The following is a 6760-nucleotide window of genomic DNA, read 5'->3' as shown; positions in this document are numbered from 1 at the left end:
CCTCACTACTCACCGGCATGTTAGCTGCAAGCCTGCTGGCAGCTACCACCGCTCAAGCCCAGGAAAAAACTAACGATGCGGGTTTAGCAATTCAGCTTGGTAACGGCACGAGCATCGGTATTCAAGGCAAAATTGGCATCTCCAAAAACTTTTCACTGCGCCCAGAAATTTTCTTTGGCGGCAACGGTACTGCCGTAGAGAATGTCACCTACACCACGACTGGCCCCCTGCGGAATCCTACCGCATTTACGACCCCTACTTCGATTGTCGCACCAGCACTGTCTGGCCCCTTCACTTTAGATGTGCCACTGACGGTACCTACTAACGTGACAACGCCAACAACAATTGTTTTGGGCGGTAGGACATTTGCTGCTGGCTCAACAATTCCCGCTGGTACGATCGTTCCGGCTGGTACTAGCGTGCCGGCTGGCACAACAATTCCCGCCGGTCTGATTTTACCTGCTGGCACAACCGTACCTGCTGGCAGTGTCATTCCCGCAGGAATCACCATCCCGGCTGGATCGATCGGCAGCAGACTGACTCGCGGTGCTTCCTTTGGTTTGGCAGCTACCTATGATTTTCAGCTCGACTCAGAAGGTAAATCTACAGCTTATATCGGCCCCAAAGTTTCTTTTGCTTCGGCATCTGGTCCCGCCACGATTAATGGTGTCGATTTAGCAGGTTCTAATTTAGATGTCCGCGAAACTAAAATTGGTTTAGTTTTGGGTACTGATTATGCCATTTCCAACGATTTAACGATTGGTGCTAATCTCACTTACAACTTCTCTCGGAACACCAATGTTTCTGGTACTTACGGGATCATTGATGGTAGCGTTAGCGATTTTGCTCGCTCTGCTAGTGGTGGTAGCTCGTTAGATTTTGGGATTCGTGCGGCTTACAGATTTTAAATTGCTCGGTTAACAAAACAGGTGGAAAATACGAGCAGCAATTCAATATTGCTGCTTTTTACTCAGTTAGAAGGGAATCTCTGAAATTTAGAGTAGGGGCAATTCATGAATTGCCCCTACTCTAAATTTTAAAGGTAAATCATACCCTAGATCGGCAATGTCTGAAATTCCACTCGATCGAGCAAATTACACCGTCACCAGCAGAATTATAATGCCGCTGAAATTTACCATTCAAGATCTTGGCTAGAAGTTGCGCCTGTTTTGTCCCCGATCCGATCCGACTGGAAATTTGCCCGCAGCCATTATTTTCAATACTGAGTCGATAGACATCATCGATGACTTTGCCGATCAGTTGTAGTTTAGTTGCACCTTGGGCATATTTATCGACATTGCCGATCGCTTCTTCTAGAAATTGACATAATTGACGTTGGAGATCGACACTCAAACTATGTTCGTTTGGCACCTCTTGAAAATCAATAACTTTGATTTTCAAGTTAATTAAGTTCGGATGACGATCGCCGTAGACAACTTTATCGGCTACTAAATACAAGATTTCATTCAAAGGCATATTCATGTTCAGGCAATTGCCATTGCCTAGTACTAATATCTCTGAAGCTTTAACATCTCGATTCGCCAGAGGCGAGGCTCCGCCAACGAGATTAATTTGCAAAGCCTCGCCAATAGTCCGAATCTGCTGGTTGAGGTTGCCTAAACTGCGATCGATATCGGGTAGATCGATCGTCCCAGCTTTGACTGCTTGCAACAAGAGGCTTAATTCTTGCAATGGGCCATTATGAATAGCATTAAAAGTTTCTGAGATAGCTTGCGATCGTTGGCAATCGATCGTCAGTAATGATAATTCGCGTTGATAGAAAGAGATGATGATAGGTAGATAAACTATGAGGATTGCTGAGAATGTTAACCCGATCGACAGCCACCAACCAATTGAAAATAACAAGTAGACAATTAAGATAATGCCTGCGAAATATCCTAGTCCAATTACTAGAACATGCCAAAGTTTTGTATTGAATTTTAGTTTGGCGATCGCGATTCCAATGCCACTAGTAGCGATAAGTATCCACAAGCATTCTCCCCAAATCGGCACGGGTTGAATTGAGTTTCGCTCATTTAAGGCAGTCATAACTAGTTGACTGACAATCTGAGCATGATACTCAACACCATATATATTGCCATTAATTTCAGGATTATGAATGACCTGCGTATTTACAAAATCTTGCTTGGTCGTTGCAGTATAGCCAATTAGGACTATGCGATTTTCGAGATTGGGAATCTTACCAGCAAGCAGATCGGCTAATTTGACAGTTCTAAAAGCCGGATAAGCCTGACGATAATTTATGATGATATCGAAATATTTAGATCGATCTAAGCTATTGCTACTTTCGAGTGGATAAATAGAGTGCAGTCCTAAATTTAATCGATCGGGCGCGATCTGGATTTTGCTACTGTATTGACTTAAATACAGCCGTGCGATTTGAAAAGCAAAGGAGTATTTAGGGAGATCTAAAGCCAATCGATCCTTTTTAAAAACTGCCAAAGTAGCCCGACGCACAGCACCATCCAGATCCGGCTCGTAATCTCCAAAGCCGATCCGATCGGGTGGCAATCCTCGCGGTGCGGCTAATTCATCAGGGGGTAATATTTTCGCCAAACCGATGACATTTTCGCGCTCTCGATAAGCCGCAATTAACTGCGGATCGATCGCGCCATCCCGAATCAGATCGACACCAACAACACTAGCTTTAGCTGCTGTAATGAGATTAATTGCCTGGGCTAAAGTTCGATCGGTAATACTATTGCGATTCTCGTTTGGGGAGACTACGCCAATGGGTGAATTTGCTAGATCTGTTTCATCGATCGTTACAATGGTAATGCAATTGTCGATCGATTCAGCCGGACGCATCCTTAAGAGGAGATCGAGTGCTAGTAGATCCCATTGTTTGCTTGCACCACTCGCTCGCAAACCGATCGTTAAGCATAACGGTATGAGAAAATAGCTTAAGTAGCGAATTTTTGGGTAGCTAGATTGGAGGAAACGCAGATATGACATCGATCGATAATAGTGACTCTTTGAGTATCGAGCTTTCGTTCGCTTTTGTCACGGGTATTTTAAGCAAGTTACACGATCGTTTTCTACCCTTATCTGGATCGGAATCGATCGGTGACGATGAGATCGAACCTAATTCTCAAGTTGAGATCGAGATAAAATGACCAAGCAATATAACTTCTGGCTAATTATTACGGTTTTGACGATATTTACAGCTATTGTCAGCGTACCGATCGATATTTACCCGGCAACAGCCAGTCCTAAAAAACCGGATCGATCGATCTCTCCCGCTGATAAATTAATCTTTGTTTTTAATAGTAATAATAGCCCAGGTCGATCGACAGAGAATCGGAGTGGGATGCGGCGCACTAAAGTAGCTGGGAGTAGAGGCTGTGGTACCGAGATTGTGGCACTGATACCTCGATCTCATCTCGGCGTCACCATTTCAGATCGTCCGACCCTATGGTTTTATTTAGGAGCCAGTAACCGTGAGGTCGAATCGATCGAATTCACTGTATTTCCGTCGCACAATCCTGGCGATCGCACAACTTGGAGCGCACAAATATTGCCCAAAGATCGAAAACTTGAAACTGGACTACTGAAAGTAAAATATCCAGGTCGAGCTTTGAGAGCAGGTAACTATGAATGGGAATTTAATTATCAGCAAGCTGGTTGTAATAAACCCCAAACTTTAGCAGGATATCTCCAGAAAGAGACAAATTCACAGCTAGCATCGATCGACAACTCCCAGCAGCGATGGCGATCCTATGCTAAAAATGGGATCTGGCATGAATTATTAGATGAATTAATTTTGGGGCGACAACAGCCGCCGCAGAGTCAGTTTATTACAGATCTAAGATCTTTGTTTTTTGAATCTAAAGATGTCAACTATACATTAGCAACCGATGAAAACTCAATCGATCGAGATTTATCGGAAAAAATCGTCACTGCCAATGTAATTAAATGTTGTGAGTTAGTCAAAATAAAATAATTTTCATAAATTCAGATCGAATCATGGCAAACATTTTAATTATTGACGACCATCCCTTGATGTTAAGTAGCATCAAGCAGCTAGTTGAGATGCAATTTCCTGCTGCCACTATAACTACTGCTAGCACTGCATCCGTCGCCGATCGAGAGTTAGCAAATACCGATCGAGATTGGCAATTGGTTTTAGCAGATCTATCCATACCAGAAGATAATAAAGATCCCGCTCGATCGGAAACAGGATTGGCATTATTACGCAAAATCATGAAGCTGTATCCCGACCTAAATCTCATGGTGTACAGCAGCAATCTGAAAGTATTGGTGCAACTAAAGCATCAGATCGACAATCATCGCGGTGGCTTTACGATCGCGGATAAAACCGCAGAGCCGACAGAAGTGCGCCGCCGAATGCAGTATGCGATCGAAGGTATTACGCTTACCAAAGAAATTAGGAAAGGCTTAGAACTTAAACCCGAATGGTTGAGCACCTTGCAATTTGCCGATCGCGGCTTGCCAGATAAAGCGATCTCAGAACAATTAAATGTCACAGAACGTGCAGTCCGGCATTATTGGACAAAGGTGCAGGATGTCTTGGAAATCGATCGGGACAATCTCAATTTGCGAATCTTGACGTTGAATAGAGCGCGAGAGGTCGGCTTAATTGATTGATGCCGTTCTGATTACCAGGTCGGTTTGGTAAAGCATCCGCGCAAGCGAAATTTCAGGTGCCAAACAGTGCAAGCAATCTCGATCTTCCAGTTCTCGATCGGCCACTACCCAAATTACCGCCCAATCGCCGTCAGCAATAGCAACCGCGATCGGCTACAATTATTCATAGATATTTACAAAGATTCGTAAGTTTCTATCGCTTAGATCGGATCGTACTAGAGTCCTAACTCCCCAATTTATGAGCATTCCCATTCGCAACGTAGCCATCATCGCGCACGTAGACCACGGTAAAACGACCCTTGTTGATGCCCTTTTGAAACAATCTGGTGTTTTCCGCGAAGGTGAGGAAGTGCCGATTTGTGTAATGGACTCCAACGACATCGAGCGCGAGCGCGGCATTACTATTCTGTCCAAAAATACAGCCGTCCGCTACAAAGAAACATTAATTAATATTATCGATACCCCCGGACACGCGGACTTCGGTGGTGAAGTCGAACGCGTACTGGGCATGGTCGATGGCTGTATCTTGATCGTCGATGCCAATGAAGGCCCGATGCCCCAAACCCGCTTCGTGCTCAAAAAAGCCCTAGAGAAAGGCTTGCGCCCGATCGTGGTTGTCAATAAGATCGATCGCGAACTAGCATCGCCCCATGCGGCGGTGGATAAAGTCTTAGACTTATTCCTCGAACTCGGTGCTGATGACGACCAGTGCGACTTCCCGCACCTATTTGCTTCGGGGATGGGTGGTTATGCCCAAAATGATATGGAAACCAAAGGTACCGACATGGTACCGATGTTTGAGGCGATCTTGCGTCACGTTCCACCCCCAATCGGTGACTCTGATAAGCCCTTGCAATTGCAAGTAACTACCCTCGATTATTCCGATTATCTCGGTCGGATCGTGATTGGCAAGATCCACAACGGCACCATTACCATGGGTCAACAAGCCGCGCTGATCCAACGCGATGGTTCGATCTCTAAAGGCCGGATTACCAAGCTCTTGGGCTTTGACGGCTTGAAACGGATCGAGATTCCGAGTGCAACTGCGGGTAATATCGTCGCTGTGACTGGCTTTGCCGATGCCAATATCGGTGAAACCATTACTTGTCCGAACGAGCCAATGGCATTGCCATTGATCGATGTGGACGAGCCAACCTTGCAGATGACCTTCTGTGTCAATGATTCGCCGTTTGCCGGTACCGAAGGCAAAAACGTCACCTCGCGTCAAGTTCGCGACAGGTTATTCCGCGAGTTGGAAACTAACGTCGCTCTCCGCGTCGAAGAAACCGACGAAGCAGACAAATTTGCCGTCGCCGGACGGGGTGAGCTTCACCTCGGGATTTTGATCGAGAATATGCGTCGCGAAGGCTACGAATTCCAAGTCTCCCAGCCGCAAGTAATCTACCGCGAAATTGGCGGTGCTAAGTGCGAACCATTTGAATTGCTCGCATTAGATGTCCCTGAAGAATCCGTCGGTAGCTGTATCGAACGCCTCGGTCAGCGCAAGGGTGAAATGCAAGATATGGTCGTGGGAATGAACGGTCGTTCCAACCTGGAATTCGTCGTCCCCGCGCGCGGTTTGATCGGTTTCCGTGGTGAATTCATGCGGATGACGCGCGGTGCTGGGATTATGAATCACAGTTTCCTCGAATATCGTCCGACCTGTGGTGATATCTCCGCTCGTCGGAATGGTGTCTTGATTTCTTTTGAAGAAGGCACTGCTACTGACTACGCGCTCATGGGTGCGGAAGATCGCGGTACGTTCTTTATCAAGCCTGGTACTAAGGTGTATAAAGGAATGATCGTCGGCGAAAATAACCGCCCTCAAGATCTCGAACTGAACATCTGTAAGAGCAAACAATTAACCAACCACCGTGCTTCTGGTGGGGAAGAATTGGTACAGCTCAAAACACCGATCGATATGACGCTCGAACGCGCTCTAGAATACATCAGCGGTGATGAATTAGTAGAAGTTACTCCCCAATCGATTCGGTTGCGGAAGATTTCTAAGAAATTAGCCAGACGCTAGATATCGCTAATTTAATTTAAGAATTGAAAGGCTCGCAACAGCGGGCTTTTTCTTTTGGGTTGCCAGTCGGGGTAAGTCCGCTCTGGCATAATAGAAATGTAG

Annotated in this window: 5 protein-coding genes; 4 read left to right on the top strand and 1 reads right to left on the bottom strand. The window is 45.8% G+C overall.

All coding sequences use genetic code 11. The features are described from left to right. Positions 1-908: opacity family porin (locus tag RMO84_RS10440; RefSeq protein ID WP_310488401.1), on the top strand; the 908-nt coding region annotated here is incomplete at its 5' end. Between the two features lie 139 nt (positions 909-1047). On the opposite strand, the gene RMO84_RS10435 is transcribed toward RMO84_RS10440, so the two are convergent. Next, positions 1048-2976 (bottom strand): CHASE2 domain-containing protein, encoded by a 1929-nt coding sequence (locus RMO84_RS10435; RefSeq protein WP_310488400.1) that lies wholly within the window; start codon positions 2974-2976, stop codon positions 1048-1050. 157 nt (positions 2977-3133) lie between these two features. Between RMO84_RS10435 and RMO84_RS10430 the strand changes: the two genes are divergently transcribed. The 3 genes from RMO84_RS10430 (at position 3134) to typA (ending at position 6658) form a co-directional block, all read left to right on the top strand. Further along, positions 3134-3964: a DUF928 domain-containing protein gene (locus tag RMO84_RS10430; RefSeq protein WP_310488399.1), complete on the top strand. Its 831-nt coding sequence runs from the start codon at positions 3134-3136 to the stop codon at positions 3962-3964. 23 nt (positions 3965-3987) lie between these two features. Further along, positions 3988-4629, top strand: coding sequence for a response regulator (locus RMO84_RS10425; protein WP_310488398.1), 642 nt, complete (start codon positions 3988-3990; stop codon positions 4627-4629). 238 nt (positions 4630-4867) lie between these two features. Next, positions 4868-6658 (top strand): translational GTPase TypA, encoded by a 1791-nt coding sequence (typA, locus tag RMO84_RS10420; RefSeq protein ID WP_310488397.1) that lies wholly within the window; start codon positions 4868-4870, stop codon positions 6656-6658. Positions 6659-6760 lie beyond the last annotated feature (102 nt).

This window comes from Chamaesiphon sp. VAR_69_metabat_338, assembly GCF_031423935.1.
GTDB lineage: Bacteria > Cyanobacteriota > Cyanobacteriia > Cyanobacteriales > Chamaesiphonaceae > Chamaesiphon.
This window is presented reverse-complemented; position numbering and strand designations above follow the sequence as displayed.

Bases quoted from the DNA above. Each gene is read 5' to 3' on its own strand.
- RMO84_RS10430 (WP_310488399.1), top strand. From the start codon at position 3,134: ATGACCAAGCAATATAACTTCTGGCTAATTATTACGGTTTTGACGATA.
- typA (WP_310488397.1), top strand. From the start codon at position 4,868: ATGAGCATTCCCATTCGCAACGTAGCCATCATCGCGCACGTAGACCAC.
- RMO84_RS10435 (WP_310488400.1), bottom strand. From the start codon at position 2,976: ATGTCATATCTGCGTTTCCTCCAATCTAGCTACCCAAAAATTCGCTAC.
- RMO84_RS10425 (WP_310488398.1), top strand. From the start codon at position 3,988: ATGGCAAACATTTTAATTATTGACGACCATCCCTTGATGTTAAGTAGC.